The organism is Acidovorax sp. FG60, from assembly GCF_057808995.1.
Window position 1 is genome coordinate 144,190 of record NZ_JBMDJC010000003.1, and the last position, 24,696, is coordinate 168,885.

A 24,696-nucleotide genomic window follows, 5' to 3' on the forward strand; every position below is an offset into this window, starting at 1 on the left:
ATGGCTACGATCAGGCGTTTTGCGGCGTCTGTTGCGACGGGCGCAACTCGCGTGCAGCCTCTTGCGGGCCCACCGACGCCGGGCCGCCATGCCTGATGAACGCCAGGGCGATCGAGCCGATGATTCCGAAAGCCCCGATCACCAGGAAGTTCTGCTCCAGCGGCAGCTCAAGCGCAACGATCTGGCCGATTAGCAGCGGCGCCGCGATCGCGCCCAGGCGCCCCACGCCGGAGGCCATGCCGATGCCGGTCGAGCGGATGGACATCGGGTAAAACTGCCCGCAGTAGGCATAGGCCACCAATTGCGCGCCGGTGGTGCAGGCGCCGACCGCGCCGATGATCAGATAACGCAGCTCGGTCGAGGTCTGGAACGTCATCAGGTACAGCAGCACGCCGCCCAGCGCATACATCCCCACCAGCACCCACTTGATGTTGAACTTGTCGGCGAGCCACCCGCCTCCCACGGCACCGATGATGGCGCCAACGTTCAGCGCGATCACGAAGCTGAGGGCAGACCCCAGGCTGTAGCCAGCCATAGCCATCAGCTTGGTCAGCCAGCTGCTGAGCGCATAGACCATGAACAGGCCCGAGAAGAAGGCGATCCAGAACAGCACCGTGCTCGGGCCTCGCCCGTCCTGGAACAGCCGGGAGACCGGCGCACCCGCCACGCGGTCGGCGGTGGGCACGACGAACTGGGCGTCCGCCGGGTGCTTGACTCCCGGCTGGAGATTACGGGCCACTTCGGCCAGTTCGCCGTTGCGGCTGCGCGAGATCAGGTAGGTCATTGATTCCGGCACCAGCTTCAAGATGAACGGAATCAGCAGGACCGGCACACCCGCTGCGATGAAAACGACCTGCCAGCCGTACTCGCCGATCAGCTGCTTGCCGAGCACCGCGGCCAGGATGCCGCCCAGTGCGTAGCCCGAAGTCATCAGCGCCGTCATCAGGCTGCGGATCTTCTTGGGCGAGTACTCGACCATCTGTGCCACGATGACCGGCAGCACACCGCCAATCCCCAGGCCCGCGATGAAGCGCACCACGCTGAAGCTGATGGGATCCTTGGTGAATCCGGCGGCCGCGGTGAACACGCTGAACAGCATGACGCCAATGGAGAGGGCCCAGCGCCGACCAATCCGGTCGGACAGCGTGCCCAGAACCATGGCGCCGAACATCATGCCGAACAGGGCCGAACTGGCCATGAAACCGGCAGTCGATGCGTTCACGCCCATCTGCTGCATGATGGACGGCAGGGCGATGCCCACCACGGCGATGTCATAGCCGTCGATGATGAGAATCAACAGGCACCACAGAAGCACCTTGGCATGAAAGCGGTTGAAGCGAGCGTCGTCGGCGAGCTTCTGCATGTCGATTTGGCACACGTGTTTGTCTCCTTTGAGTTAGGCTCTGGATCGTGGGGCGGCGGTCATCGCCGCTCCGCTACATGTCGTCCAGCGCACACAAGGAATCCTAGGTGCCGGTGCTGCGAGCCGCGATGACGAAGCGCCCCGATCGAATGACAAACGGCCCCTTTCTGAGAGCACTGTTCAAGTGCGCCAAGAGGTCAGGCGTCAAGCTGAATATGGTCGCCGCGTGCGGCTGATATTCCAGCACGAAGGGCGCTTCTGCCTGCTGGGAACACCCCGGCAGTGTTGGGTGCCCAGGGGCTCACGCCCCATCGTCGGCGCACGCCTCAACGCCAGACCCTGTACGCCTTCGCCGCCGTCAGCACGCACGATGGCGTGATTGACTCTCTGGTGCTGCCCTGGGCCAACGCTGAGACGATGCAGGTGTTCCTGGCCGAGATGGCGCGACGCCATGCCGTCGAGTTCATCATGATGGTCATGGATCAGGCGGGTTGGCACATCGCGGGTCACTTGGATGTGCCACAGAATATGCGCCTAGAGTTTCTGCCAGCCTTGAGCTGAACCCGGTCGAGCATCTGTGGAAGGTGCCGTGCCAGGATTGGTTTGCCAACACGGTGTTCAAAGAACTGGAGGCCGTACACGACGCGCTGGTGCAAGGACTCATTGCTCTCGAAACACATCAGCAAAGAACCCAGTCAATGACAGGCTTGATTGGGTTACTTCTATATCCTTGAGGGCAAATTAGTGCATCAGGCGAGCCGATAGCGCATTGCGCCGTCTTCGTCTTCTGCAGACACGATTTCCCCACGCTGGTCGAGATAGTTTAGGTGGGCGAGCGTCTCTCCGGTCGCGAGGTTGAGGTGCATTTGCTCCGCAACAATGGACGAACGGTACAGGGCGCGAACCAGGTCGATGACCCTCAGAGGCTGCGCAAGTTGTTGCCTGACGCGGTCGGTGCCTCTGACGGTGCTCGCACGCAGTTGCTCCAACCGTAGGTGCAGGCCATGGAAAGGTTCGTTGTGGGCAGGCAGAATCAGGGCGCTCCCAGGTACGCGTTGCATCAACCGGTCGATGGAATCGAGCCAACCCTGCAGAGGATTCGCATGCGGCTCGGTGGCGTACACGGAGGTATTGGAACTGATCCTGGGAAGAACCTGATCCCCCGATATCAGCAAATCCAGTTCGCGCGAGTAGAAGCACGCGTGCTCGGGGGAATGTCCTGTGCCGACGATGACTTCCCATTCCTGGTCCCCGATCCGCAACATCTGGCCATCCGTGAGCCGCACAAAGCTGTCAGGCAATGGATGGATCATTTTACCGAAGTCACCGAACCGGGTGCGGTACTCATCCACCTCGGTGTCGCTCCATCCGGCCCTCCGATAGAAGCGAACGCCATCGACTGGCGCTTCCCGCCCCGTATCGGCAAGCATCACCCGACAGCTCAAATACTCGTCTCGTGTCATCCAAAGCGCGCATTCGAAGCGACGTGTCAACCATCCCGCCATGCCCACATGATCCGGGTGCATGTGCGTCGCTATCACACGGGAGATGGGTCGGCCGGCTAGCGGCCCCTGCGGAGCGAGCAAGGCGAGCCACGCGTTCCTGACGTCCACGCTGCGAATGCCCGTGTCCACGACCGCCCAACCAGGACCGTCGCTCAATGCCCAGAGGTTGATGTGATCCAGGGAAAACGGCAGCGGCATGCGCAGCCACAGCACACCAGGCTTGATTTCCGTGGCTTGGCCAGGGAGTGGGAGATCCGAGAACGGATACGAGAGTGCCGGGGCTGCGTCGGTCATGATGCTTGATTTACATTCTGGCAGTGCTGCTCCTAATGGCGCAGAGCCATCACTCCTATGCAGTGCGAGCTCAGTTTTAGCTTAGGAAGCTTAGAAGTCAGCCTCAACGGTGGCAATGACGAATGACCTCGATAGGCTGATGGAAAACGTCTGCTTCCTGGCACAGCCTGTCGCTGCGCTGCCGTCGGTGCAACTGCCCCAACGGCGGCAAACAGTCTCTTGAGCGCACGAGAGCCTCGCTCGAGGTAGGCCAGGGCCCCGGCAGCTATGAAGGCACCGATCTTCTCGGTGGCCGGCTACAGCCTCGTGGCCGAGCCGGAATCCGTCGAATGCCTCTATGTAGGGTTCTACCTGCTGCGCGAGCGGGCACGGTAGGCTCCCGGCGCGCTGCCGGTCCAGACCTTGAAGGCGCGCTGGAAGGCGGTGCTGTCGGTGAAGCCCAGGTCGGCGGCGATGGCGACGAGCGAGGCTTCGCTGCTGGTCAGGCGCACGATCGCCATGTCGCGCCGCAACTGGTCCTTTAGCGCCTGGAAGGAAGTGCCCTCGGAGGCCAGGTGCCGTTGCAACGCGCTCACCGACAAGTGCAGGCGCTGCGCGGTGACGACCAGGTCGGGCCATTCCGGGCTGGCCCGCTGCAGCACCATGCGGACCCGCGCGCTGGCGCTGCGCTCGTTCAGGTAAGGCCCCACCACGTTGCCCGGCGTGGCGCGCAGGAAGGACTGCAGCGCGTCCCGATCGCGCCGCACCGGCTGTTTAAAGGCATCGGCGTCGAACCAGGCGGCCGTGCGCGGCTGCCCGAAGCACAGCGTGCCGGAAAAGATGCGCCCGTAGCTCATCGCATGGAGCGGCAGCGCAAAATTGAAGTCGAATCGCTGCGGCACCAGCCGGCCGCCGTGCAGCCACAGCAACAAGCGCCAGAACACGCGCAGCAGATGTGCATGAAGGAATTCGGCATGTGCGCCCGGGCCGCCGCGCATCTCCAGCGCGAAGCCCCCCAGCGCGCCCTCGGTCACGGGCACCAGCGTCACGTCGTCCTGCAGCAGGGCGAAGGATTCGCTCAGGCGACGCAGGGCGCATGACAACGAATGGGCAGTGAACGCGCTGCGCACCATTAGCGCGAAGCTGCCCGGGCGCATGGGTCGCTCATGTAGGTAGCCCAGGCACTCGTCGTTCAGGCTGTCCTTGACAGCGATAAATAGCGCGTTGAACTGCTCCACGGTTACGCGCGAATCCTTGAGCTCCAGCAGCGATTCGCTGATGCCGGCGCGCCCCAGCACGCCCTTCAGCCATTCTTGCGTGGCCAGCCCCTTGCCGCGCGCGCCGTCCAGCAGGCCATGCACGGCAAAGATAGGAGCGGTGAAGACGGGTTGCAGCATTGCGTGTGATCGAAGGAGCCAACGCCGGTCGCGCGGGCCAAAAGAAGTTATTTGTCAGTTGATTGAGGCAATCCGCTATCGCCCTCGCAGGGGCCAATTACTACGATTGTCGCATCCCCAAAAACACTTCGGCAGTGGCGCTGTGCGGAACGCCCGGTGCGGGGTCAGAAGCCAACATACAAGGAGACATGCCCATGCTGCCACAGCTGTATCGCCACGCCTGGATGGACCACGAGATCGACGCTTTTCGCGAGCAGGTGCGTCGCTACGTTGCCGCCGAATTCACTCCCCGGCTCGACGAATGGCGCCGCCAGGGCTACATCCCGCGCGAGGTCTGGCGTCCGTTCGGCGGGATGAGCTTTCTGCTGCCCGAGATGCCCGAGACCTATGGTGGTGCCGGCGCCAGCCTCGCCTACCAGCTGGTGGTGCAGGACGAACTGGCCAAGGCCGAGATGCCGGTCAATATCGCGGTGCACACCATCGCTTCGCATTACATCCTGGACTTTGGCACCGAAGCGCAAAAGCAGCGCTGGCTGCCCAAGGTGACGAACGGCGAGATGCTGGCCGCCATCGCGATGACCGAGCCGGGCTGCGGCTCGGATCTGAAGGCCATCTCCACCCGGGCCCGGCGCGACGGCGACTACTACGTGATCGACGGCGCCAAGACCTTCATCACCAACGGCTTCACCGGAAACCTGCTGATCGTCGCGGCGCGCACCAGTGGCGCGGGCAGCAAAGGGGTGTCGCTGTTCGTACTGGAGACCGAGAACCTGCCAGGCTTTCGTGTGGGCCGCCTGCTTGAAAAGATCGGCATGCAGGCCTCGGACACGGCGGAGCTCTTCTTCGACAGCGTGCGCGTTCCAGCCGACCAACTGCTGGGGAGCGTTGAAGGCCAAGGCTTTGGGCAACTGATGGGCGCGCTGCCCTACGAGCGCATGGTCATTGCAGTGCCGGCGGCGGCCGTCATCGACCGGGCGTTGGAGCTCACCATCGAATACACGAAGCAGCGCAAGATATTCGGTGCGCCTCTGTTCGACATGCAGACAACGCGCCAAAAGCTGGCCGAGATGGCGACCATCGCGCATGTGGTGCGCAGCTTCGTCAACGACTGTACACAGAGACTGCTGGACGGCACACTCGACAACGAGGCCGCCTACATGGCCAAGTGGTGGTGCACCGAACAGCAGTGCCGCGTGGTGGACGAGTGTCTCCAATTGTTCGGCGGCTACGGCTACATGGCCGAGTATCCGATCGCGCGGATGTATGCCGCTTCGCGAGTGCAGAAGATCTACGGCGGCGCCAACGAGGTCCTGAAAGACCTGGTTTCGAGGAAGCTGTGAACATGCCGCACACGCTGCAGTTGCCTCTGCACGGCGTCCGTGTGGTGGAGTTTGAGGGCATCGGTCCAGGCCCTCTGGCCGCCAGGATGCTGGTCGACATGGGCGCCGAGGTGATCGCGCTGGCACGGGCCGAGCAGGCTGCTGGGGCGCAGCGGCTGGGCGGGGCGGTGGAGAACCCGCTGCACCGCGGCAAGAAGGTCGAGGTCATCGACCTGAAGTCGCCCGGTGGCAAGGCGCGCGCACTGGAACTGATTGCCCAGGCCGACGCTCTGATCGAAGGCTTTCGCCCAAGGGTGATGGAGCGGCTGGGCTTCGGCCCCGCAGATTGCGCGGCGCTCAATCCCCGGCTGGTCTATGGCCGGATGACGGGCTGGGGCCAGGACGGGCCACTTGCCCAGGCCGCGGGCCACGACCTGAACTACGTCGCGCTGACAGGCCTGCTGTCGCTGTCGGCGCACAGGGGGCAGGCGCCCATCGTGCCGCCCTCGGTACTCGGGGATGGGGCCGGGGCGCTGGGCATGGCCTTCGGCGTCGCCTGCGCGCTGGTCGATGCGCGCGCCACCGGCCACGGCCGGGTCGTGGACGCCGCGATCATTGACATCGTGGCCATGCTGGGCACGCTGGTGCATTGGATTCGCGCCAATGGGCAAATTGACGGCGCGCAGCCGAGCCCGTTTCACGATTCGCCGTTCTATGACGTATACGCTTGCGCTGACGGCGGCTTCATCAGCCTCGCAGCAGTGGAGCCAGCGTTCCACGCGCTTCTGCTGTCGAAGCTGGGCCTTGCTGACGTGAACCCCGCCGAGCAGTACGACGCGGCGACGTGGCCAGCGCTGAAAGAGCGGATCGCAGCCTTTATCCGCAGCCAACCCAGGGCGCACTGGTGCGCGCTGCTCGAAGGCAGCGACGCCTGCTTTGCGCCCGTGCTCAGCCTCGCCGAGGCGGTGCGGCATCCGCATAACGCAGCACGGGGCATTTACCAGATCACCCCATCCGGCGCCATCGAAGCGGCCCCGGCCCCACGGTTCCAGGCACTCGACACAACTACCTAGGAGACAAGCACATGACCGACACCATCCAGCCCACCAAGCCTGTCCGCGGCTGCCCGTCCACCACGGGCAACGAGCGCCAACTGAACACCACAACGCTGATCCGGCACGCTGCGCGCACCCACGGGGACCAGGAGATCGTCTACCGCACACCCGATGGCGGCTGGGATCGCTACACCTATGCCGATTGCTACGCGCGCGTCTGCCGCAGCGCCAATGCACTGCGCGCTCTCGGCGTCGAGCCGGGCGACCGGGTCGGCATCCTGGACTGGAACAGCCGACGCCACTTCGAGCTGTACTGGTCCATTCCCGGCCTGGGTGCTGTCATGTTGCAGATGAATCTGCGCCTGGGCCCAGAGGACCTGGGCTACGTGGTCGACCACAGCAAGGTGTCCTACGTTTGCGTAGACGAGTCATTGCTACCCCTTGCCGAATCCGTCGCAGCGAATTCGCCCCAGATCAAGGGCTGGATTGTCATGACCGACAAGCCGCTGGACCAGATCAAGACCACGCTGAAACCGCTGCTGCACTACGAAGACCTGCTGGCCGCCGCCGACACGAAGATCGACTGGCCCGAGATCGACGAAACCTCGGCCTACAGCGCCTGCTACACCACCGGCACCACGGGCAAGCCCAAGGGCGTGTACTACTCGCACCGCGGCATCTACCTGCACTCCACGGCCATGGCCACCAATCTGGGCATGACGCTGGACGACTGCGTCATGCTCATCACGCCCATGTTCCACGGGCAATGCTGGGGCCTGCCGCAGGCCGCCACGCTGCTCGCCGACAAGATCGTGCTGCCGGGCCGCTACGTTGCCGAAGACACCAAGCCGCTGGTCGATGCCATGATCGCCGAGGGCGTGACCATCGCCAATGGCGCACCGGCCATCTTCCAGCCCATGCTGCAGTACATCGAGACGATGCCGGTCAAGCCGGACTTCAGCCGCATGCGCATGCTGTCTGGCGCCACGGAGCCGCCGCTGTCGATGATGATCGGTTTCTACGACCTCACGGGTGCTGAGGTGGTGCACGCCTACGGCGCCACCGAAGCCACGACGCTGGTGACGATGAACCGCCTCAAGTCCACGCTCAAGAAGCGCTTGACCGAGGAAGAGAAGTGGAACCTCAAGCGCAAGCAGGGTCTGGTGCTGACCGGGGTGGATATTCGCATCCTCGATGCCGACGACAAGGACTTGCCGCACGACGGAAAGTCAGCGGGCGAGATTTGCCTGCGCGGCCCCTGGATAACGGCCAGATACCACGACATGCCTGATTCCGCAGACCGTTTCCTGGAAGGCGGATGGTGGCGCTCGGGCGATGTCGGCACGGTGGACGAGAACGGCTACCTCAAAGTCACCGACCGCATCAAGGACGTGATCAAGAGCGGTGGTGAATGGATTTCTTCCATCGACATGGAAAACCTGCTCATGGGCCACCCGGCCGTGCGCGACGCCGCGGTGGTCGGCATTCCCCATGCGAAGTGGCAGGAACGGCCGCTGGCCCTGGTGGTGCTGAGGCCCGGCCAGCAGGCGACTCAGGAGCAATTGCAGGAACACCTGACCAGCGCCTTCGCCAAGTGGCAGTTGCCAGATCAGGTCCTGTTCGTCGAAGCCATCCCCAAGACCAGCGTCGGCAAGCTCGACAAGAAGCGCATCCGCGCCGAGCATGCGGGCCGCTACGCCGAGTGAGCCAACCTTTTTGCACCAGGAGAAGAACATGAATGACCATGAACCCGTCATCGTCGGTGCGTTGCGCACCCCCGTGGGCAAGCGCGGCGGGCGCCTGCAGAAATGGCACCCCGTCGATCTGCTGGGCGAGACGCTGCGCCAGCTGGTCGAGCGCTCCGGCATCAACCCCGCCGATCTGGACGATGTGATCGTCGGCTGCGTGCTGCAATGGGACCAACAGCACGGCAACCTGGGCCGTCATGCCGTATTGGCGGCGGGGCTGCCCGAATCCGTCCCGGCGGTGACGGTTGACCGGCAATGCGGCTCCGGCCAGCAGGCGGTGAGCTTTGCCGTGCATGGCATCCAGGCGGGCGCTTACCAACTGGTCATCGGCGCCGGGGTGGAATCGATGTCGCAGGCCCCCATGCCGCCGTCATTCAAACCCGGCGCGCCGCTGGGCTCGCAATACAGCCCGCGCGAACTGGCGCGCTACCAGGACAACCCGCTGCTGGCGCAAGGCGCTTCGTCGGAGTTGATGAACAAGCGCTTCGGCCTCACGCGCGAGGCCCTGGACGCTTTCGCCGTGCGCAGCCATCGGCGCGCCACCGAGGCTTTGCAGGCTGGCCGAGTCCAAGACCAACTGGTGCGACTGAACGAAGACCCAGCCGACCCAGACAGCCCGCTCGTCACTGCCGACGAAGGCGTGCGTGCCGACCCGAACCCCGAGAAGATGGCCACGCTCAAGCCCGTGTTTGCCGCCGACGGTGCCACCACGGCCGCCAACTCGTCGCAGATCAGCGATGGCGCCGCCGCGCTGCTGATCGCCAGCCGCGCCTATGCCAAGCAGCATGGCCTGAAGCCGCGCGCGCGCTTCGTCAGCACCGCCGTGGCGGCAGCCGACCCGGTGATCCAGTTCACCGCTGTTCTCGATGCCACCCGCAAGGCGCTGACGGAATCGGGTCTGACCCCGGCCGACATTGACCTGTTTGAAGTCAACGAGGCCTTTGGCGGCGTGCCGCTGATGTTCCAGCAGGAATTCGGCATTCCGGACGATCGCCTCAACGTCAACGGCGGCTCGGTGGCCATCGGCCATCCGCTGGGTTCCACCGGCGCGCGCATGCTCACCGACCTGCTGTGCGAGCTGGAGCGGCGGGGCGGCCGCTATGGCCTGCAGACCATCTGCGAGGCTTCGGGCACGGCCAATACCACCATCATCGAGCGGCTTGGATGAGCGGAGCCACCATGAGCGAAGCCAGCGAAGTGCTCGTCAGCCGCGATGGCGCCATCGCCACCTTGACCATCAACCGCCCGCGCGCGAAGAACAGCTTGAACCGCGCGGTATTCGATGGCCTGCGTGCGCAGCTTGTGCAACTGCGCGACGACGATACCGTGCGCGCGGTCATCATCACCGGCGCCGAGGGCGTGTTCTGCGCCGGGGCCGACATCACGGCCTTCGATGCGCTGCGCGCCGAGCCACTGCTGGGCGATCGTGCGGCAGCAGGCGGCCACTTTTGGTCGGAACTGGAGCGCTTCCCCAAGCCCGTCATCGCAGCGGTGGAAAAGCTCGCGCTGGGCGGCGGCACAGAATTAGCGCTGGCCTGCGACATCGCGATCGCTGGCGAGTCTGCCAATTTTGGTGTGCCGGAAGTCAAGCTGGGCGCCATTCCGGGTGCCGGGGGCACGCAGCGCCTGATCCACGCTATCGGTAAGTCCAAGGCCATGGCCCTGTTGCTGACCGGCGATTTCATCGACGCCCGCAAGGCTTGCGATGCAGGCATGGTCGCCGAAGTGACGGCTGATGGCCAGGCCCTGCCGACGGCGTTGGCGATGGCCAACCGGATTGCAGCCAATTCGCCGCTGGCCGTGGCGCTGGCGAAAGATGCGGCACTGGCCAGCTTTGAGACTCCGCTCGCGCAAGGCCTGGAGCATGAGAAGCGTAATTTCCTCGTCGCTTTGCGTTCGGCCGACAACCTGGAAGGGCAAGCGGCATTCCTGGGCAAGCGCACCCCCCACTTCACGGGCCAATAACGCCTGTCTATCTGTCATCCATCGAGGAAAAACCATGCAACTGAACTCCGACATCTCGGCCATCATCACCGGGGGCGCTTCCGGCCTGGGAGCCGCCACGACCCGGCGTTTGGCCAGCCGTGGCGTCAAAGTCGCCATCTTCGACATGAACGAAACCGTCGGCCAGGCGTTGGCCAGCGAACTCGGCGGCGTTTACTGCAATGTGGACGTGACATCTGAGGAGCAGGTGGACACCGCCTTCGCCAAGGCCCGTGCGGCCATCGGGCAGGAGCGCATTCTGGTCAACTGCGCCGGTACTGCCGATGCCGTCAAGACTGTCAGCCGCGACAAGAAAACCGGCGAAATCCGCCCATGCGCGGCAGATCGCTTCAATCGCATCATTCAGATCAACCTGGTGGGCACCTTCCGTTGCATCGCCAAGTCAGCCGCGGGTATGTTGACGCTCGCGCCGCTGACCGATGGCGAGCGCGGCGTCATCGTCAACACCGCTTCGGCCGCCGCGCAGGACGGCCAGGTCGGCCAGGCCAGCTATGCGGCCAGCAAGGCAGCCATCGTGGGCATGACCCTGCCAATCGCGCGCGACATGATGGACGAAGGGATCCGGATCAACACCATCATGCCGGGGATCTTCGGTACACCGTTGCTGCTGGGTCTGCCGGACAACGTCAAACAGGCGCTGGCGGCCAGCGTGCCCTTCCCCAAGCGTTTAGGCGACCCCGATGAATTCGCGCAGGCCGTCGAGTTTCTCGTTACTTGCGGCTACATGAATGCCGAGTCCATTCGTGTGGATGGTGCCATTCGCATGGCGCCGCGCTGACGCTGAAATTTTGATCAATCAGGGAACGTCAGCATGCCTGGAAATCCGGTAATTCTCGAAAAGAATGGTGCCGTCGCGACCATAACACTCAACTCGCCAAAAAAAATGAATGCGTTGAGCACGTCGGTCGTAAACGTGCTCGCTGGTGTCATTGCAGATGTCGAACGCGATGGCTCGATTCGAGCTTTGCTGCTGCGCGGCGAGGGCCGGATGTTCAGTTGCGGAGGCGACATCGAAGAAATGGTGGCCGCAGGCGATGCGTTGTCTACCTTGGTCGATGACGAACTGAGAGTGGCCGAAAGCATGATTCCTCAATTCGCCAGCCTGCCGTTCCCGGTAGTCTGCGCCGTACAAGGCGCGGTAGCCGGAGGCCGGAGGCGGTCTCGGGCTTGCCTTGGCCTCTGACTACCTGATTGCCGCAAGTGGGACGAAGTTTGTGGCGGCCCATACCGGCCTCGGATACGCGGGGGATTTCGGCATCAGCTGGCTACTTCCACGCGCAGTGGGTGGACGACGCGCACGAGACATGATCTTGACCAATCGCGTAGTCAGTTCGGACGAGGCCTTGGCCTGGGGATTGGTCGAGAAAGTGGTTCCTGGCGAGAGCCTGCTGGGCGAAGCGCGGCGTATGGCGGTGCAATTTTCGGTCGGACCAACGCAAGGTTATGCGGGCGCCAAGCGCCTGCAACTCGCTGCCTTCGAGAGTGATCTGGCGACCTCATTGAGGCTGGAGGCGGCCGAAATGAATCGAGCCTCGAAAACCACAGATTCGCTGGAAGCGGTTCACGCGTTCGTCGCAAAGCGAGTCCCGCAGTTTGCCGGACGCTGAACGGCTGTAGACGCATCCGGTCGGTAGGTGCTCAATCGCTGCTGGCGTCAGGTAACGGATAAACCCTGCTGCCGTCGGATTTGCCAGGATAGGGTGCCACCATGTACCTGCCCAGAAATCAGCATGCCGAGTCGTTGTTCGATGACCGGCGTCCATGGCACCAAGCTGAACCCCATACCATCATCGAGCATGGCAAAGCGGCCACTGGCGAGCATGAGGCTGCGCCGGTAGATGCCGGTCACGCGCTGGCCATCGGCCGCCAGACGGTGTTCCAGCCCGGTTTCGGTGGCAATATCCTTGGCAGCCCGAATCACATCCCGATCGCGTAGTGTCGCCAATAGATTGCGCGCGAGGATTACGCGCTGCCCGCGCCGCTCTGCCAGCCCCTGTTCGGCCAGGAATTCGGCGCGCTGCTGCATCGCCTGGTTGACCTCGCTGCCAAAGCCCAGGTTGCCCAGGCCCGAGCCGCCGCCGATCAACTGCTGGTCGAGCCAGGTGGCTCCGATCACGCGGGCCTGCCGCTCGATGGGCAGGTGCGATTTCAGCTCCACCGCCACGCCGCCCAGGCGCTGCGCATCGTAGCGACGGCCCTGCTCGGGCAAGTCGTCCGGCACCTTCCATAGCCCCTCGGCCACCCGTTCCACGATACCGGCACGGCGCAAGGCTTCCAGCCGGCGGACGTGGGACGCGACCACTTCCTGCGGATCGCGGCCGGGCACGGCCTGACCCTGCGCGATGGCAAGGTGGTGGTCGGTGCGGTACAGGCCATCGCTCGCCAACGCGGCGATGTTCTTGTCGGCCGCGCGCACGTCAGCCGATCTCCTTGCCTCCACCACGGCGCCGGTCGGATAGTTCGCCAGCTCGTCGCGGGCGTTGAGCGCAACGTAGTGGGCCTTGCCGTCCACGCCGTCGATGACCAGATAGCCCCGGTCGTGCAGTTCGTCGGCCAGCCCCTTCGCGGCCACGCGGCCGAGGATGGTTCGGCCATCGTCCCCAGGCTCGAACACCGCCAGTTCGCGTGGCTCGCCGCGCATGGCCCGCTGCATGGTGCGGATGATGTCGCCGCGCTCGCCCAGGGCGCGCAGGGTCTTTTCCGCATCGTTGTGGACGGTCCACGTGCCGGGCTGGGCCTCGTCGGCCAGGCCCAGGCGCTGCAAACGCTGCAACCTGCCGATCAGCAGCAGACGCTGGCGTTGCAGTCGGGGTTCGTTGAGCCGTTCGACATGCACCATGCCATCGTCGCCGGCCTCGCGCTTCAAGGTGCGATCCAGGCTCGTCCACCGCTCCTGATCCACCTCGCGCCGCAAGGTCTGCTGGATCTCCAGCTCGGTGCGCGGCCCCAGCCATTCGGTCGCCAGTTCGGCGGCGCGATGGCGGAACCCATCGGCGATGTAGTCGCCCGCGATGATGAGGTCTTTGCCGGTGTCGTCGCGCCCGCGCACGACGATGTGCGTGTGCGGGTTGTCGGTGTTCCAGTGATTGACGGCCACCCAATCGAGGCCCGTGCCAAGGTCGGCCTCCATGCGACCCATGAGGTGCCGGGTATAGGTGCGCAGGTCTTCCAGCTCCGCGCCATCTTCGGGCGAAAGGATAAAGCGGAAGTGATGCCGGTCGTCGGCGCAGCGTTCCTTGAACGCATCGAGGTCGGCGGCATCGGTCTGCGGCCCGTAGGCTTGGCCCGACTCGCCATCGCGGCCCACACCATCGCGCTCGATATAGCGCAGGTGCTTGGCAAGCGACTGCGGGCTGGCTCGGTGCTGATTGAGCAGCAGCGTCTTGATGGTCACACGCCGCGACATGGACGTGAGCTTCGCCCCCGCGAAGCGCGCCGCCGTGTGGCCGCGTCCCAAGCGTGAGCCGGGCCGCTGGCCGGAGCCGGCACTCTTGCTACTGCCACCAGGACGGCGCACCGAGGACTTACCGCCGCTGGCCTTGCCCGCCTGCTTGAGTACCTTGGAGACGAAGCTCTGGCCCCGGTTCTTCGGGGCGCTGGGACGGATGCGGAAATCGTCGTCGCGGCGGTCGGTCATGGCTGTGCTCCTTGCAAGTTCTGGCGTGTCCGGGCGTGCGAAGCACGCGGACATGCCCGCATCGGCGCGGGCTTCGCGCCCCACGCGGCACGGTGGCGAAGCCGCTGCGTGTCGCGCCACCCCCATGTGCAGACTGGCTTTGCGGGCCGACAGGTGCCGCACCCTTTTGTCTTGCCTTCCGCATTTGCCTCTCGCATCCGCTCCCGGCAACTGCGGCCCGGTGGCAAGGCTGCACCAGCAGCCAGCGCACCGGCGAACACGGCGATGGCCGCAGGCCAGCCGTGTTCGAGGCAAGACGCCTGCACGTGGGACGGCTGCGCCGGAGGCAGCGCGAAGTGCCGCGCGGATGCGCTCGCACTGCACGCACGACGACACCGCGACAGCAGCCCGAACGACACGCCCAATAGCACGACGATGCGCAGCGAATCGGCGGCCGTCATGGGCGCGACTCCAACCAGACCGGACGCGCAACGCCGATCACGGCGGCTGCGCTGACCGGCCCGAAATACCGGCTGTCGAACGACGCCGGATTGGTGACACTGAGCAGGAACAGCTCGCCAGGCCGAAGGCGGTGGCACTGCTGCCAGGATGGCAGCGGCCGGCCCCAGCGATCGGCAGACAGCACGGCGGCCGAAGGCACGCCGTCGATAAGGACTCTGCCGTCGGCGATACACACCTCCTGCGGCGCCACCGCGCCCACGCGCTTGAGCAACGGGATGCGCGTCGGCAGGTAGCCGCGCTGCGCAGCGAGCGCGGCAGCCTCGGCAGGCAGCGGCACCAGCACGATGCTGCCCACGGACAAAGGATGTGGCGGCGAGCTGGTGCGATGGTCGAGCGGATCGACGCGATACCAACCGACCGCCACGCTGTCGGACGGGTTGTAGGTCAGGCGCGGCAGTGGATGCACGAAGGACGCCCAGGCCAGCGCAGCGAGGCCGCAGACGGACAGGCCCGCCAGCACGATGCGAGCGCGCAGGCGCGAGCGAGGATGCGTGACAGCAGTGGAAACAGAAATCGTGGTCATGACAGCGCTCTCCCGGCCAGCCAGGCGGCGTGCCGCTCGGCGCTGTATTCGGGCAACTGCAGGCGCGCCGCGAGCCGGTTGCCCAGCGTGCGCCAGTACGCGGGCGAAGCGCCAGCAGGCACGATGCCCAGCGCCTCGATGGCGTCGATGCGTGCCAGCACCGCACGCACCGACTGCTCACCCTCGGCGTGCAGCAACAGGCGCGCGCCTGGCTGCACGCCGGGGATGCGCTGCGCGCCATCCATCGACATGCACGCCTGCATCACCATGAGCTGCCAGCGGATCGTGCCGTAGTCGTTGGCCTGCCAACGGATGCGGCAGAGAACCGCATTCGGAGTGAACACCGCGCAGCGGCGCCAGCGATCCAACCGGATGATGTGAGCAGGATCACCGAAGCGCAGGTAGAGGTCGAAGCGTTGGTCGATGTATGCGAGCGCAACGCGCGTCAGCGGCACGCCGTCGGCCACGCCGACAGGCGGGATGGACGGCGGTGCCGATGCAGTCGAAGTCGTTGAGGCGGACGTGTTCATGAGGACTTCTCCGGGAATTCGCGCTCCAGCAGCGCGCGCAGCAGATCGGCCACCGTCACGCCTAGCGTGAAGGCCGATACCTTGATGCGCGCCCGCATGGCGGGCGTGATGTCGAGGGTCAGGCGAGCTGTGTAGAGGTCGCCTTTCTGGAGGTCATCGGCGCTGCCCTGGCGAATCCACGCCTCAGCGTGCGGATTCGCGGGCGGACGCGCGCCGATACCGACGCGCTTTGCCGTGCGCTTGCTGGCGGGACTGCTCATGACGGCCACCGCAGCAGTTCATCGACCAGCGCAGCGATTTCGCGCGCGGCGGCGCTGTCCGGCGCCGTCTCGCGTGCAAGCCGGCCAGCGGCCACGCTGTCGGCGAACACGATGCGCTGATGCATTTCCGCGCGCAGCGCAGGCAGCGGCTGCTCGGCCAGCGCGCCACGTGCCTCGCGTCCGATTACGGTGGTGCTGACGCGCCGATTGATGACGAAGGCCGCGCGCAGCGCTGGCCGGAACACCTGCGCCTCGCGGATCAGCGCCACCATCTCGGCAGAAGCCCACAGGTCGTAGGGGCTGGGCTGAACCGGGATCAGCACGCGCTCGGCCGCCAGCAGCGCGGAGCGCGCCAAGGCGGCGATGCGCGGCGGGCCGTCGATGACGACATGATCGGCCCGCCTGGCGAGTTCTGGTGCTTCCTGATGCAGCGTTTCGCGTGCGAGGCCCACGGCGCTGAACAGCCTTGGCAAACCTTGCTGGCTGCGGCGCTGTGTCCAGTCCAGCGCGGAGCCCTGTGGATCGGCATCCAGCAGGATGACCGACTGCCCGCGCATCGCCAGCTCGCCGGCGATGTGGGTGGCGAGCGTGGTCTTGCCCACGCCGCCTTTTTGGTTCAGCAGCGCGACGATCATGGCCTGGCCCTCCGCGTTGGAAAGCCTGGCTGTTGCAGCTGGATTTCGGGCAGCGTGGTGGTTGTCCACCGTGGCGCGGCGCTTCTACTATCAGTTAGATGTTTTAAGTTAGGGAAGTTAAGGGAGGCCGAAACCCGCGCCAGCATTGGCTTTGCGGCCGATGGACACGCCTGATAGCACGATAGTCCCACGCCTGATAGCACGACACCGGGCACGCCTGATAGCACGAGTCCGTCCACAGGGCGCGCACCGTTTATCCCCGTGCCGCGGACGGCACGGGACGCCCTGGCCGGAACGTCAGCAGCTCGGCGCCATCCAGCCGCTCGATGCCCAGGACGTAGCCCGGTAGCGACTGCCGCGCCACCAGGGCGCGCAGGTCGCAGGCGAAGTCGTAGGGCTTGGCCGTGCTGCCCGACTTGCGGTGCAGGTGCCGGAAGTCGAATTGCCAGCCGCCCGGCTGTCGCCCGCCGTGCTTGCGCACCAGACGGTACAGCCACCGCTCGATCCCGCCCGTCAGCTGGAAATACGCCGGATCGATGGTCAGCACCAGCGCGGCATCGAGCACGCCCGCATAGAACCAGTCCGGCAGGATCAGCTCCAGCCCCAAGGGCGTGCCCTTGGCATCGGCCAGCTCCTTCCACTCGTTGATCCACGAGAAGCGATGCAGGCGCCGCCCAGTCGTCTCGCGGATCGACGTGGCCACCGTCGTGGATTGCAGGCGATCCAGCGCCGCCTTGAGGCGCTGGTAGTCTCGCAGCGACGTACCGCGCCCGATGAAGCGCAGGATCTCGTAGGGCGTGGCCTGCATCAGCCGCGACGGGCGCAAGCCCGCGTCGCGGGCTTCCACGATCTGCGAAGCCGCCCAGATCAGCACGTCCGCGTCCCAAATCGTGGCGATGCCGTGCTCCTGCGTGCCCTCCACGCGGATCGTCACGCCGCTGGCCTGGAAGTCGATGGGCGCCGTGCGCCGCGACTTTGCCAGCGAGAAGAACGGAAAGGCCATCAGGTCCTGGCTGTCGCGCGGCGCCATGTTGCCCGGCAAGGCGCGGAACAGATCGAGCTGTTCGCGCTCCTGCCTGACTGCCCCGGATGGGCTGGACATGGCGAAGGCCACCCGCACTCCAGCGATCAGCGCGCACGGCTGTCCGCCGAGTGCTGCTCGGCGTATTCGGGATCGGACGTGCTCTCGAAGCTGCGATCCGCAGCCCAGGCATCGAGGTCGGCCACGGCGTACATGACGCGGCGGCCGAACTTGCGAAACTTGGGGCCGCCACCCAGCACGCGCTGCTTTTCCAGCGTGCGCGGCGACAGCCGCAGGTAATCGGCAGCCTCGTCGTTGGTGAGATAACGCTGCGGTTGCGCGGCAGCGGTCGAGACAGTAGCGGCAGGCCGCAAGGGAGCAGGACGCATGGTGAGAACCTCCATCGGTTGCAGGGCTCCGGCCACACAGCGCAACCGGATGGAGGCAGTCTCAGAAAACGAAGCCCTCGTGCTCAGGGTCGTTTTGCGCTCTCTTCAAAACGACCCTTCTCAAGCGGCGGCAGTTGTGCTAGGCGGCGATAGCCGCCGCGCATCAGCGCATCGCCGCGCCGCACCAGGCGGCGCACCTTGGAGCGCAGGCCGCCGTCGCTGTACCAACCAGCTGCGGCATCCGCGCCGAACAAGCCTTCAGCTACGTCGCGTAAGGACGCACCCGCCAGGGTCGCATCGAGCGCCTGCAGGGTGTGCAGCTCCAGCAGCGCCGCAGGCGGTGGCCTGGGCCGCGCCATTGGCGCAGGCGTGTCGGGCACATGCGTGGTGCCGTGACCGCGGTGGGCGTAAGCCACGGCCATGCCGTCCTCCAGGCCAGGCGCCAGCGCATAGCGCAGGCAATGGCCTGAACTGCGCGCGATCAGCGCCAGGCCCTTGCCGTCATGCAGCAGCTGCTTGTGACCGGGGATGCACCAGAAGGCGAAGGCCGCAGCGTCAGGCGGCGGATCGGCATCCGGGTGGAGCTGCACCACGGCTTCATGGCCAGGCAGCCAGGCCGGATGCGCGTCACGCGCATCCAGGGCCGGGTCTTCCAGCAGACGCAAGCCCCAGCGATGCGCAGCATCGAGGCGGCGCGCACGGTGGAGCCAGTCAAGCCGGTAATCGGGATGGCGGCGCAGATACTCCCAGGCCAGTGCCAGCGTATCCAGGCACAGCACGTAGAGGTAGGCGGCAGTCGGATACCAGTGCGCGAGGTGGTGCGGTTCGGCCATGACGCAAACTCCCGTAGAGCAGGACGGCCGTCACCGGTTTCACACGCAAACGTCACCGCATCGAACTAGCATCCAATCGTGAATAAGCTGGTAGATTAGTAACTTGCGTGTCAAGACGAAAAGCATCCGATGGATTGCGTGGATCGTCTGAATGCGACGGTGGCGCGCGAGGAAATGCGGCCTCCTGCGATACCCACCGTGCCCGATGGCACGGCCGGCATCATGACTGTTTGCGTCAGGATGGCACCGGTTTGGTGCAACAGTGCGAACTAAGACCTGACAGGTCTGAAGCAAGACCGAAATAGTCTCAATGCGCCCGGCTAGACCGTGGCGCGAACGGCTCAATCGAGGACGGAACCGTTCTCCTTAGCCAGCCGCAGGTACTCCGACAACGGGCGCACCGCCCGGAAATACCGATCCCGCATGACGGGTTGCTGGCGTGGCCCGACGATGGAAGCCAGGTCGGAAAGTTTCACCGTCCCCAACTCGGGCATGCTGATTCCCAGGTCGATCAGGCCGTAGGCCGTGTCGCCATCGACGGGATCGAGCGAAGTCAGCAGCCAGGTGGCGTGCGCATCTGGCGTGAACAACCGCACCACGGGCAACGGGTCATTGGCCAAGCCAGCGGCCCGGACCCGGCCGTGTTCCAGCAGTTGCTTGCGCTCGTCCTCGGTGATGAGCCGGTTCATAGATACCCCCTCATTCGTACAAAACCGCCGAAGAGTGAAAGCGCAGAACCGTATCGGCGGGTTTGAGGAAAGGCACGCAAGCGGCTTTGCGCTTCCGTCCAAAACCGCAGATACGGATTTCCGTAAAAGCACAAAAGCGGTAGGTTTACATGAATGAACACTATAGGTTGTAGTCCTATAGGGCGCAATCGACTGTCATCTTGGATTTTGGGGAGATCCAAGGTTGGCAGCGAAACATACATTGTCGGAGGCACTAAAGACCATCAGGAAAGCGCGTGGATTGAGCCAGGAGGCGTTCTCCGACGTGTCCAGCCGCACCTACATGAGTACGCTGGAGCGCGACCTCAAAAGTCCGACCCTGAACAAGCTCGCCGAGCTGTGCGAGGTCATGGAGATCCACCCGCTCACGCTGCTGACGCTGGCCTATGCCGGCGACGACCTGCAGCAGGTCGATCAACTGCTGGCGCAGGTGCGCCAGCAGTTGGAGACTGTGACGAAGAAGAGTGACACGCCATAGCGTGCGACGTCGCTGGCGTGGCCGATCCGGCGCCGCCGGTTCGGGGACTGCAGGGGCGCCAAGCATCGCGCGGCGGGGATAGGCCGCAGGGCTTTCCCCGGGAAGCAAGCGAAGCGCGCAGCGCCGTAGGCGCGAAGGCGTGAGGGATTGAAGCCGGATGGCCGTGACGGCGAAGTCGGCACGGGGCGCAGCCCGCAAAGCCCGGCGGTGCAAGGCACCGACACGCCCGGCCATTCTTGCAACCGAAGGCTGCAACGCCCAGGAAGCAACTCGACACGGCGCAACCCAGGCGATGGTGTCGCCTCCTTGAAGTGCCGCGAAGGCAGCACTGCGCCCCGCCGCGGTGGACGGGGCGCTGGCGGCCGTCAGGCCGCCTGGGGCTTGCTGCGCGACCAGATCAAGTCGTGCGTGCCGTTCTCGCCTTCGATTAGCCGGGCATAGACCGTTGCCGGAAACGAAGGATCATCCAGGGTCACAGAGATGTACTCCCGCCCAGCTTCGCTGGTCTTCTTCCACGCCGCGCCGATGTCGTGACTGGCCGCCTGCAGGCGGAAGTCCGGGGCCTTCTCGTTGTCGCCCTTGTCGTTGGGCACCAGCTTGACCTTGACGTTGAGCGTCAGGGTGCGAAGCGTGCCGGTGAAGCCGTCTTTGTCTGCGGTGAAGGTGCCGATGTTGGCCATGATGGATCTCCTTTTGGTGGAACAAGGTTCGCGCCCATCGCGTCCTTGTTGTGATCCGGCCGGCGGGGGACGGGCGGGCTGCACCGCTTGCGGGCGCAACGCAGTGGAGCACCGGGAGGAGAAAACAATTTGGCCCGCGAGGAATCTGCGCAGCAGAGGGGAAATTGTTTTCGCTGGACGGTTGCAGCCATGAAGCCCGAGGCGCAGCCGCGCCACCGCCAGGATTCACAACAACACAAGGACGCCTTGGGCCGAACCGCACCGAACGGAGGCAGGGCCGGCTCGGCATCCCCGCACAAAGGCTGCACCGGCTCGCCCACTGACGCGGGCCAGGTCAACCACCCGACGACAAGCGAAAACGCCCCGGCCGCACCGAGCGGCGCCGGTCTTGAGGCGTGGCGTGGAAGCTCCATAGCGAGGCCGGGCGGGCTGTCCGTGAACCGTCCTTCGTGACGTGATGGGTGAGAACCTCCAGCGTTGAGGACGGCACCGATTCGCACAACCTGCCGCAGCAAGCTCCAGCGTGTTCGCCAACCCGTCCATTGCGGCGAGGCACTGGCCGGCCCGATCCGGCACAGCCGGTTCGGTGGTATCGAGGGGCGCCAAGCCTGCGCGGCGGGGATGGGCCTTGCGCCCATCCCCTGGAGGCAAGCGCAGCGCGCAGCGCCGCAGGCGCGAAGGCGTGAGGGATTGAAGCCGGATGGCCGTGACGCCGGAGTCGGCACGGGGCGCAGCCCGAAAGCCCGGCGGCGCAACTCGCCGACACGCTCACCTCACGCTGTCATTCTTAAAGCGCGCGAATGGAAACGTAGGCAACCTTCCCATCCGTGGAAAACCGCACTTCGTCAACCCAAGATCCAGCAACTCCGGGATGGTCAGCGCTTTCGAGCGTGACATTTGGCGGGAGACTCAGAACGCTTCTCGCAATCTCCCTAACGCGCGCCGTGTCACCGACAGAGGTGTTGAAAGACCCCCTGTCGTGACGAGAACCATCGTCATTCCATGAGGCCTGCATACCTTTTGAGCTGGTGTGCTTGCTCCTTGCAATGTGGATGTGACGTTTCAAGGGAATGCTTGGATTTTCCGGGTCAACACGGTACATCCAGTCTTTATGCCCAGAATGTTCCCATCGGCTTTCCAATGTGATTTGCAGGCCGCAGCGCTTCAAAATTTCCGACGTGACTTCAATCAAAATTTCGTCCGGATCTTTCTCTGCGTCAAGGTCCTTCAAAATATCAGCAAGCTTCATCTAGATTCCCTCCTGAAGACACTGTTTTACAAACATGAAGCAAGCAATATGAGGGGGCCAGCCGAAATCTCAATGCCGCACTGAGCCATTGCGAAGGCTGCGGCGTTCTGATTGGGCTATTGGCCTTCAACACCGGGCGCGGCCACCGCCGCGCCCGGATTTTTTGAAGTTCACCGCGCCCAGGGCGGAACGGCCTGGGCGCGGTGTTGACGACGGTTATTCCTTCGTCTCGATGATCCACCACATGGCGCGCACCAAAGCGCGGCCCGTGATGGGGTGAATATCGGTGAGGTCTGCGCGGGCCGTCCAGCCCGAGGGCGGGCGGTAGCCGCGCACGTCGCCATCGCCGTGCCAGCGGCGAGCGCGTACCGTGCCGGGGGAGTAGATCGCCGCCATGCGCGGGCGGCTGGTGGTGGTGCGGGTCATGGGGGGTGCTCCTGACAGCGAAGCGCCCCGGTCGAGGCCGGGGCGCGCGCCTTCAGCGCGGGTCAAGCGGCCAACACTTCAGTGGGTTCATCCGCCTCGGTGGCGACTTCCTCCGCACCGTCCTGCGGGCCTTTCTCGGGCCCGTCTTCCGTCTTGAAGATGGCAGGCATCCAACCCTTGCCGTTCACCAGCCGCTCGGCCTCGCTGGCAATGTCGGCCTTCTTGAGCTTCGCCAGCCGATTGACGCTCTCGGGCGCAAATTCGCCCACGGCTTGCAGAACCACCACCTTCGGAACGTGCTTGAAATACCCTTCGGCGGTCGGCTTCCACCATGCGGCCATATCGAGGCCCACGGCCTGCGCCAGTTCCGCACCGGGTTGCTGCGCCGTGGCGCGCGGTGTCACCACATCAACCGTCGAGGCCACGCACACCGCCAGCAACTTGACCAACTCGCCTTGCTCCATCGCCAGCAGCGCGGCGAACAGTTCGGCACTGTCCTCGGGTAGCTTGCCGCTCCATGCCTCTTGCAATTCGCGCAGTGCCACGGCGGCAGGCGATTCCGGCCAGTCCGGGGCCATGCCTTCCAGCCGGTCCTGCACCGTGAGGCGCACGCCCAGCGGTAGATCGTGGCCGTAGTAGCGGCCTCGCAAGACGGTCTGCACCATGCCATGCATCAGCGCGGCCAGTGCGACTTGCGGATGCTGGGCCACTTCGATTTGCAGCGCAGCGGTGCGATGGGCGCTCAGGCGCTGGGCCAGCCGGTCGGAAATCGCTGCGGCCTTGGGCGCTTCGTCTTCCTCGCCTTCGTCATCGCTGGCAGCATCCGCGCCACTGAACCCTAGGCGCAGCTTTTCGAGCGTGCGCAGCGCCTTGGCCTCGGCCTCGCGCAGCAGCCCGCGATGAATCACGGCCTCGCCGTTGCGGTCAATGGTGACGATGGCCCCGGCTGCGGCCTTCACGTTCGCGGCATATCCCTGCAAGCCATCCTCCAGCGCCTGCAACTGCTCGCCCAGCCGCTCGCCTTCCTCTTGCAGCGCGTCGGCCTTGTCCTCGTCCTCGGCGTCCACCGCGGCATCCACCGCTTCGGCGACCTCCTGCATCTTGGCTTGCAGCTTCTCGATGCGCTGCGCTTCGCGCTTGTTGGGTTCGCGCCGCTCTCTCGGAGCACGCTGGAAGGCGTGCAGGTCAGCGTGGGTCACGCCCGGCGTGGCATCGGCCCAAGCCCAGCCCTCGGCCTTCACTTCGGCGGCGATGCCCGCCAGCTTGTCTTGTGCCAGCCGTTCCAGCAGCGCGGCGTCGGTCAGGTACACGCCCGTATCACCTTCCGCGAACAGGTCGCGGCGGATGCCGCCGCCTGCGGCTTCGTAGCTGTCCAGTCCGACGAAGCGCACCAGAGGATGGTGGTAAGCGTCAATCTCGCGCTCGGTGAGGCGTTCGCGCAGCGCGGACGGCTGACGTTGCCATTGCGGCGCATCGTAAAACGCGCTTTCCTGCGCGGCGTGGTCGTCGGTGATGGAAAGGGCCATCAGTTGGTCAAGGCTCACGGCGTCGGCCCGGTAGTCCGCCATCAGGCGCGGCGAGACGTTCGCCAGCTTCAAACGGCGCTGCACCACCAGCGGCGTGACGGAGAAATCCGCTGCAATGTCCTCAATCGGTCGGCCTTCGGCCACCAGCGCCGCGAAGGCTTCAAACTGGTCGGCCGGGTGCATGGCTTCGCGCTGCACGTTCTCGGTGAGGCTCGCCGTGCGTGCGGTGCCATCGGCCACCTGCAGGCAAGGCACGTCCCAATCCTTGGCGATGCGGTGCTTTTTCGCCAGCAACTTCAATGCGGCCAGCCTGCGCCCACCGGCCACCACCTCGTAATGCAGGCCATCGGCGGCGGGAATCACGATCAGGTTTTGCAGCAGGCCCACGCGCTGAATGGACGCGGCCAGTTCAGGGATGGACATGCGCGGGACAGCCTTGCGCACGTTGCGGCCCGTGGGACGCAGCACCAACCGCGAGAGCGGAACCAGAATCATGTGCTTGCTCGGGTCGGCGGCTTGCAGCACATTGGCGCGGGTGTCGAGGGCTTGGGTTTCGATGTAGGTAACGGCGTTCATGGTGAATCTCCAATCGAGTGAAGCAAGGGAATGGAGGGGA

26 protein-coding genes are annotated in these 24,696 nt (G+C 65.1%); 10 read left to right on the forward strand and 16 right to left on the reverse strand.

Annotated elements, in window-relative coordinates:
- Positions 1 to 10: 10 nt before the first annotated feature.
- Complete coding sequence (locus tag ACODS0_RS05670) at positions 11 to 1,378, reverse strand: MFS transporter (RefSeq protein ID WP_012436225.1); 1,368 nt, start codon at positions 1,376 to 1,378, stop codon at positions 11 to 13.
- Positions 1,379 to 1,645: 267 nt separating this feature from the next.
- On the opposite strand from ACODS0_RS05670, the gene ACODS0_RS05675 reads away from it, so the two are divergent.
- Positions 1,646 to 1,924 (forward strand): transposase, encoded by a 279-nt coding sequence (locus ACODS0_RS05675; protein WP_012436224.1) that lies wholly within the window; start codon positions 1,646 to 1,648, stop codon positions 1,922 to 1,924.
- A 188-nt stretch (positions 1,925 to 2,112) separates the two neighbouring features.
- On the opposite strand, the gene ACODS0_RS05680 is transcribed toward ACODS0_RS05675, so the two are convergent.
- Both ACODS0_RS05680 and ACODS0_RS05685 read right to left on the reverse strand, forming a co-directional pair.
- Positions 2,113 to 3,162, reverse strand: a complete 1,050-nt coding sequence (locus tag ACODS0_RS05680) for an MBL fold metallo-hydrolase (protein WP_012436223.1) — start codon at positions 3,160 to 3,162, stop codon at positions 2,113 to 2,115.
- A 347-nt stretch (positions 3,163 to 3,509) separates the two neighbouring features.
- Positions 3,510 to 4,538 (reverse strand): AraC family transcriptional regulator, encoded by a 1,029-nt coding sequence (locus tag ACODS0_RS05685; RefSeq protein ID WP_012436221.1) that lies wholly within the window; start codon positions 4,536 to 4,538, stop codon positions 3,510 to 3,512.
- Positions 4,539 to 4,732: 194 nt separating this feature from the next.
- On the opposite strand from ACODS0_RS05685, the gene ACODS0_RS05690 reads away from it, so the two are divergent.
- From ACODS0_RS05690 to ACODS0_RS05725, 8 genes are read left to right on the forward strand one after another with little or no spacing between them, the layout of a single operon-like run.
- A complete protein-coding gene (locus tag ACODS0_RS05690) occupies positions 4,733 to 5,878 on the forward strand; it encodes an acyl-CoA dehydrogenase family protein (RefSeq protein WP_012436220.1) in 1,146 nt (381 codons plus the stop codon).
- A 2-nt stretch (positions 5,879 to 5,880) separates the two neighbouring features.
- Entirely contained in the window at positions 5,881 to 6,930 is a 1,050-nt protein-coding gene (locus tag ACODS0_RS05695) for a CaiB/BaiF CoA transferase family protein (protein ID WP_012436219.1), read from the forward strand.
- 11 nt (positions 6,931 to 6,941) lie between these two features.
- Positions 6,942 to 8,618, forward strand: coding sequence for a long-chain fatty acid--CoA ligase (locus ACODS0_RS05700; RefSeq protein WP_012436218.1), 1,677 nt, complete (start codon positions 6,942 to 6,944; stop codon positions 8,616 to 8,618).
- Between the two features lie 28 nt (positions 8,619 to 8,646).
- A complete protein-coding gene (locus ACODS0_RS05705; protein ID WP_012436217.1) occupies positions 8,647 to 9,828 on the forward strand; it encodes a thiolase family protein in 1,182 nt (393 codons plus the stop codon).
- An 11-nt stretch (positions 9,829 to 9,839) separates the two neighbouring features.
- Complete coding sequence (locus ACODS0_RS05710; RefSeq protein ID WP_012436216.1) at positions 9,840 to 10,625, forward strand: enoyl-CoA hydratase/isomerase family protein; 786 nt, start codon at positions 9,840 to 9,842, stop codon at positions 10,623 to 10,625.
- Between the two features lie 34 nt (positions 10,626 to 10,659).
- A complete protein-coding gene (locus ACODS0_RS05715; protein WP_012436215.1) occupies positions 10,660 to 11,442 on the forward strand; it encodes an SDR family NAD(P)-dependent oxidoreductase in 783 nt (260 codons plus the stop codon).
- Positions 11,443 to 11,475: 33 nt separating this feature from the next.
- Positions 11,476 to 11,847, forward strand: coding sequence for an enoyl-CoA hydratase/isomerase family protein (locus ACODS0_RS05720; protein WP_230965136.1), 372 nt, complete (start codon positions 11,476 to 11,478; stop codon positions 11,845 to 11,847).
- A complete protein-coding gene (locus ACODS0_RS05725) occupies positions 11,837 to 12,271 on the forward strand; it encodes an enoyl-CoA hydratase/isomerase family protein (protein ID WP_230965135.1) in 435 nt (144 codons plus the stop codon). The genes ACODS0_RS05720 and ACODS0_RS05725 overlap by 11 nt, the downstream gene beginning before the upstream one ends.
- A 47-nt stretch (positions 12,272 to 12,318) precedes the next feature.
- Here ACODS0_RS05725 and ACODS0_RS05730 read toward each other — a convergent pair whose 3' ends face one another.
- The 9 genes from ACODS0_RS05730 to ACODS0_RS05770 form a co-directional block, all read right to left on the reverse strand.
- The gene (locus ACODS0_RS05730; protein WP_012436214.1) at positions 12,319 to 14,301 is read right to left on the reverse strand and encodes a relaxase/mobilization nuclease domain-containing protein; all 1,983 of its coding nucleotides are present in this window, start codon (positions 14,299 to 14,301) and stop codon (positions 12,319 to 12,321) included.
- Between the two features lie 436 nt (positions 14,302 to 14,737).
- Positions 14,738 to 15,325: a S26 family signal peptidase gene (locus ACODS0_RS05735; RefSeq protein WP_012436213.1), complete on the reverse strand. Its 588-nt coding sequence runs from the start codon at positions 15,323 to 15,325 to the stop codon at positions 14,738 to 14,740.
- Complete coding sequence (locus ACODS0_RS05740) at positions 15,322 to 15,855, reverse strand: DUF2840 domain-containing protein (protein ID WP_012436212.1); 534 nt, start codon at positions 15,853 to 15,855, stop codon at positions 15,322 to 15,324. The genes ACODS0_RS05735 and ACODS0_RS05740 overlap by 4 nt, the downstream gene beginning before the upstream one ends.
- Entirely contained in the window at positions 15,852 to 16,115 is a 264-nt protein-coding gene (locus ACODS0_RS05745; protein ID WP_012436211.1) for a hypothetical protein, read from the reverse strand. The genes ACODS0_RS05740 and ACODS0_RS05745 overlap by 4 nt, the downstream gene beginning before the upstream one ends.
- The gene (gene parA / locus ACODS0_RS05750; RefSeq protein ID WP_012436210.1) at positions 16,112 to 16,750 is read right to left on the reverse strand and encodes a ParA family partition ATPase; all 639 of its coding nucleotides are present in this window, start codon (positions 16,748 to 16,750) and stop codon (positions 16,112 to 16,114) included. Before parA ends, ACODS0_RS05745 begins: the two co-directional genes overlap by 4 nt.
- Before the next feature lie 253 nt (positions 16,751 to 17,003).
- Positions 17,004 to 17,852 (reverse strand): replication initiator protein A, encoded by an 849-nt coding sequence (locus tag ACODS0_RS05755; protein WP_012436209.1) that lies wholly within the window; start codon positions 17,850 to 17,852, stop codon positions 17,004 to 17,006.
- Between the two features lie 26 nt (positions 17,853 to 17,878).
- A complete protein-coding gene (locus ACODS0_RS05760) occupies positions 17,879 to 18,160 on the reverse strand; it encodes a helix-turn-helix transcriptional regulator (RefSeq protein WP_012436208.1) in 282 nt (93 codons plus the stop codon).
- 83 nt (positions 18,161 to 18,243) lie between these two features.
- Entirely contained in the window at positions 18,244 to 18,993 is a 750-nt protein-coding gene (locus tag ACODS0_RS05765; protein ID WP_012436207.1) for a DUF2285 domain-containing protein, read from the reverse strand.
- 341 nt (positions 18,994 to 19,334) lie between these two features.
- Positions 19,335 to 19,682: a DUF2958 domain-containing protein gene (locus ACODS0_RS05770; protein WP_012436206.1), complete on the reverse strand. Its 348-nt coding sequence runs from the start codon at positions 19,680 to 19,682 to the stop codon at positions 19,335 to 19,337.
- A gap of 223 nt (positions 19,683 to 19,905) precedes the next feature.
- Here ACODS0_RS05770 and ACODS0_RS05775 point away from each other — a divergent pair, with 223 nt between their 5' ends.
- On the forward strand, positions 19,906 to 20,199 hold the full coding sequence (locus ACODS0_RS05775; RefSeq protein WP_012436205.1) for a helix-turn-helix domain-containing protein: 294 nt from the start codon (positions 19,906 to 19,908) through the stop codon (positions 20,197 to 20,199).
- Between the two features lie 365 nt (positions 20,200 to 20,564).
- Here ACODS0_RS05775 and ACODS0_RS05780 read toward each other — a convergent pair whose 3' ends face one another.
- The 4 genes from ACODS0_RS05780 to ACODS0_RS05795 all read right to left on the reverse strand — a co-directional run bounded on the left by ACODS0_RS05780 (position 20,565) and on the right by ACODS0_RS05795 (position 24,656).
- On the reverse strand, positions 20,565 to 20,879 hold the full coding sequence (locus ACODS0_RS05780) for a DUF736 domain-containing protein (protein WP_003056203.1): 315 nt from the start codon (positions 20,877 to 20,879) through the stop codon (positions 20,565 to 20,567).
- A 787-nt stretch (positions 20,880 to 21,666) separates the two neighbouring features.
- On the reverse strand, positions 21,667 to 22,128 hold the full coding sequence (locus tag ACODS0_RS05785) for a DUF6367 family protein (RefSeq protein WP_012436204.1): 462 nt from the start codon (positions 22,126 to 22,128) through the stop codon (positions 21,667 to 21,669).
- A gap of 216 nt (positions 22,129 to 22,344) precedes the next feature.
- Complete coding sequence (locus tag ACODS0_RS05790; protein WP_012436203.1) at positions 22,345 to 22,554, reverse strand: hypothetical protein; 210 nt, start codon at positions 22,552 to 22,554, stop codon at positions 22,345 to 22,347.
- A 62-nt stretch (positions 22,555 to 22,616) separates the two neighbouring features.
- The gene (locus tag ACODS0_RS05795) at positions 22,617 to 24,656 is read right to left on the reverse strand and encodes a ParB/RepB/Spo0J family partition protein (protein ID WP_012436202.1); all 2,040 of its coding nucleotides are present in this window, start codon (positions 24,654 to 24,656) and stop codon (positions 22,617 to 22,619) included.
- Positions 24,657 to 24,696 lie beyond the last annotated feature (40 nt).

Coding starts and splice junctions, on each gene's coding strand:
- ACODS0_RS05680 (WP_012436223.1), bottom strand. CDS start 3,162: ATGACCGACGCAGCCCCGGCACTCTCGTATCCGTTCTCGGATCTCCCA.
- ACODS0_RS05685 (WP_012436221.1), bottom strand. CDS start 4,538: ATGCTGCAACCCGTCTTCACCGCTCCTATCTTTGCCGTGCATGGCCTG.
- ACODS0_RS05690 (WP_012436220.1), top strand. CDS start 4,733: ATGCTGCCACAGCTGTATCGCCACGCCTGGATGGACCACGAGATCGAC.
- ACODS0_RS05695 (WP_012436219.1), top strand. CDS start 5,881: ATGCCGCACACGCTGCAGTTGCCTCTGCACGGCGTCCGTGTGGTGGAG.
- ACODS0_RS05700 (WP_012436218.1), top strand. CDS start 6,942: ATGACCGACACCATCCAGCCCACCAAGCCTGTCCGCGGCTGCCCGTCC.
- ACODS0_RS05705 (WP_012436217.1), top strand. CDS start 8,647: ATGAATGACCATGAACCCGTCATCGTCGGTGCGTTGCGCACCCCCGTG.
- ACODS0_RS05710 (WP_012436216.1), top strand. CDS start 9,840: ATGAGCGAAGCCAGCGAAGTGCTCGTCAGCCGCGATGGCGCCATCGCC.
- ACODS0_RS05715 (WP_012436215.1), top strand. CDS start 10,660: ATGCAACTGAACTCCGACATCTCGGCCATCATCACCGGGGGCGCTTCC.
- ACODS0_RS05720 (WP_230965136.1), top strand. CDS start 11,476: ATGCCTGGAAATCCGGTAATTCTCGAAAAGAATGGTGCCGTCGCGACC.
- ACODS0_RS05730 (WP_012436214.1), bottom strand. CDS start 14,301: ATGACCGACCGCCGCGACGACGATTTCCGCATCCGTCCCAGCGCCCCG.
- ACODS0_RS05735 (WP_012436213.1), bottom strand. CDS start 15,325: ATGACCACGATTTCTGTTTCCACTGCTGTCACGCATCCTCGCTCGCGC.
- ACODS0_RS05740 (WP_012436212.1), bottom strand. CDS start 15,855: ATGAACACGTCCGCCTCAACGACTTCGACTGCATCGGCACCGCCGTCC.
- ACODS0_RS05745 (WP_012436211.1), bottom strand. CDS start 16,115: ATGAGCAGTCCCGCCAGCAAGCGCACGGCAAAGCGCGTCGGTATCGGC.
- parA (WP_012436210.1), bottom strand. CDS start 16,750: ATGATCGTCGCGCTGCTGAACCAAAAAGGCGGCGTGGGCAAGACCACG.
- ACODS0_RS05755 (WP_012436209.1), bottom strand. CDS start 17,852: ATGTCCAGCCCATCCGGGGCAGTCAGGCAGGAGCGCGAACAGCTCGAT.
- ACODS0_RS05760 (WP_012436208.1), bottom strand. CDS start 18,160: ATGCGTCCTGCTCCCTTGCGGCCTGCCGCTACTGTCTCGACCGCTGCC.
- ACODS0_RS05765 (WP_012436207.1), bottom strand. CDS start 18,993: ATGGCCGAACCGCACCACCTCGCGCACTGGTATCCGACTGCCGCCTAC.
- ACODS0_RS05770 (WP_012436206.1), bottom strand. CDS start 19,682: ATGAACCGGCTCATCACCGAGGACGAGCGCAAGCAACTGCTGGAACAC.
- ACODS0_RS05780 (WP_003056203.1), bottom strand. CDS start 20,879: ATGGCCAACATCGGCACCTTCACCGCAGACAAAGACGGCTTCACCGGC.
- ACODS0_RS05785 (WP_012436204.1), bottom strand. CDS start 22,128: ATGAAGCTTGCTGATATTTTGAAGGACCTTGACGCAGAGAAAGATCCG.
- ACODS0_RS05790 (WP_012436203.1), bottom strand. CDS start 22,554: ATGACCCGCACCACCACCAGCCGCCCGCGCATGGCGGCGATCTACTCC.
- ACODS0_RS05795 (WP_012436202.1), bottom strand. CDS start 24,656: ATGAACGCCGTTACCTACATCGAAACCCAAGCCCTCGACACCCGCGCC.